This is a genomic window from Cerasibacillus sp. (assembly GCF_036516575.1).
Lineage (GTDB): Bacteria > Bacillota > Bacilli > Bacillales > Amphibacillaceae > Cerasibacillus.
The window spans coordinates 1-2268 of sequence record NZ_DATBTY010000055.1; the positions used below are offsets into that span (position 1 = coordinate 1).

Below are 2268 nucleotides of genomic sequence, written 5' to 3' on the forward strand. Positions count from 1 at the left end.
TGTACGCCAGCTCGAAAACTTGATTGAAAGGCTGGTCTTAATAAGTGACTCCGTTATTTTAGTGTCCGACTTGCCTGAAATGATAACCGAGAACGTTGAACAGGTCACACAGATTGATCTCCCCACTTCTCTCGATAAAGCACTTGATGAAACGAAACGGATATTGATCAGGAAATCTTACCAAACTTATAAATCATCCAAATGAGCCAAAATAGCCTCTCTTGCATAATAAGTTTTAGTTCTGCCAGTTTGATTAGCTAGTGCAGTTAAACGAGCTTCAATATCATCTGGTAATCGTATTGCTAACATAATAACCTCCTGTATTTGCTATACACGTATATCATAATCCTTTGTTATAAGGTTTTCAAAAAAATTTGCAGACTTTGGCACAACTATTTACTGGGCACTGTTTAGGTTTTTTTGTTTTATCCCTCCAAAAGAGGGAAAAAAAGGCGAAGCCTTCTTTTAATACTTTTAATACTTTTAATACTTTTAGACTGCTTTTTGATTTTAAAAATCATGTATTTATGCTGTTATATGACTACGTTTTCCTTGTTATATGACTACGTTTTCCTTGTATTTGACTTCAATATATTATATTGTAGTCAAATACTAATAAATAAGGTTTTTTATGGAAAACGAATTAGTGGTTAAATCAAATAGTTTAGCAACGGCCAGTTATAGCTTATCTGTATCTGAATTTAGATTACTCCAAATGGTATTTGCTGAAATTTCAAAAGAAGAAAATAGCTCAGCATTTCCATCAAATCATGAATTTAAAGTGTGTGCTAAGGATTATGCGGAGACATTTCATTTAACAAATGAGGCAGCATATGAAGCATTACAAGAATCAACTAATAGACTCTTTAATCGTTATCTCACTTATTGGATTGGGGATAAGGAAGAGCTTGTAAAGTTGCGCTGGATTCAAAAAGTCAGCTATTCAACCAGTAAAGGTTATATAACCATGCAATTAACTAATGATGTTTTAGAAATGGTTGGTCGTTCATCTGGTTGTTTTACTCGTTATAAGATTAAACAAATTGCTGAATTAACATCTATTTATGCGTTAAAACTTTATGAGGTTCTTAGTTCTTATAGCGGTATGCAGGGCAAAAAAACACCAATCATTGAACTAAATGAGCTTAGAGGTATTTTTGGCTTAAATGATGATGAATATACTCGTATGAGTAATTTCAAGACTAGGGTTTTAGATTTGGCAATTAAACAGATAAATGAATCTACTAATTACCAAGTGAAGTATGAACAACATAAACGTGGGCGCAGTATTTATGGATTTTCTTTTAGTTTTGTTGAATTGAAAAGCAAAGAAGCCGCAAGAGATCCAAATACGATTGACTGGATAGATGAACAAAATCAGATATTCTCTAAGCCAAAGCGCAAACGTATCACTGAACAAGAAGCGGCAAAGCTAGCAAGGCCTGGCGAAGAATGGCCTGATTTATTAAAGCGTATTGGATCTGAATATCATGTCATTTTTGATAAAAATTCAGAGCATCAATGAATTTGGTTCTGTCGCATTAAGAAATCAAAATTGATATTATCAGTGAATACATTGACTTAACAAGGATTGCTGATGGGAATAGTTCAAGAGTCATTTAAGCGTTTACATTATCCAGCTGAAATCATCTTGTTATGTTTGCGATGGTATCTTTCTTATTCTCTCTAGAAGAAATGATGTTGGAACGAGGCATTATTGTGGATCATTCTACGATTCATCGTTGGATTTTAAGATTATCACCATTACTTACAAAGAATGCTCATAAAAGAAGAACTTTATATGGTGGTACTTGGTATATCGATGAAACTTACATCAAAATCAAAGGAAAGTGGCATTATCTCTATAGAGCAGTGAATGCTAAAGGTCATACGATTGATTTTATGTTGAGTAAGCGTCGTGATAAAAGATCAGCTAAAAGATTCTTTAATAAAACGATGGAAAAGAATTTATCCATAAGTACTGCTAATATCGATAAAAGCGGTGCTAATCATGCTGCTTTAATGGAGTTTATCAGCCCACATGGACTTAATTTTAAAATCAGGCAATGCAAGTATAAAAACAATATTATTGAGCAAGATCATCGGTTTATTAAGAAGCGATGTCGACCCATGCTAGGATTCAAAACCTATAAAACTGCACAAATATTAATAGCAGGTATTGAAACATTACATAAGATTCATAAAAAGCAGATACACACGGAAGGATTTTATTTGAATCCTGTGGCTACCTTTTACTCTTTGGTTGGC

The 2268-nt window shown here is 33.4% G+C and carries 2 protein-coding genes and 1 pseudogene; 2 read left to right on the top strand and 1 reads right to left on the bottom strand.

The genetic code is table 11. The annotated features are described in order from the left end of the window. Positions 1–186: 186 nt before the first annotated feature. On the bottom strand, positions 187–309 hold the full coding sequence (gene relB, locus VIG73_RS09300; protein ID WP_331641251.1) for a type II toxin-antitoxin system RelB family antitoxin: 123 nt from the start codon (positions 307–309) through the stop codon (positions 187–189). 322 nt (positions 310–631) lie between these two features. Between relB and repM the strand changes: the two genes are divergently transcribed. Together repM and VIG73_RS09310 are read left to right on the top strand one after the other, a co-directional pair. Then, positions 632–1525 carry a replication initiation protein RepM gene (gene repM, locus VIG73_RS09305; protein ID WP_331641253.1) on the top strand — a complete coding sequence of 298 codons (894 nt, stop codon included), beginning with the start codon at positions 632–634 and terminating at the stop codon, positions 1523–1525. A 72-nt stretch (positions 1526–1597) separates the two neighbouring features. After that, positions 1598–2268 (top strand): annotated as a pseudogene (locus VIG73_RS09310) (IS6 family transposase); the annotation flags it as partial.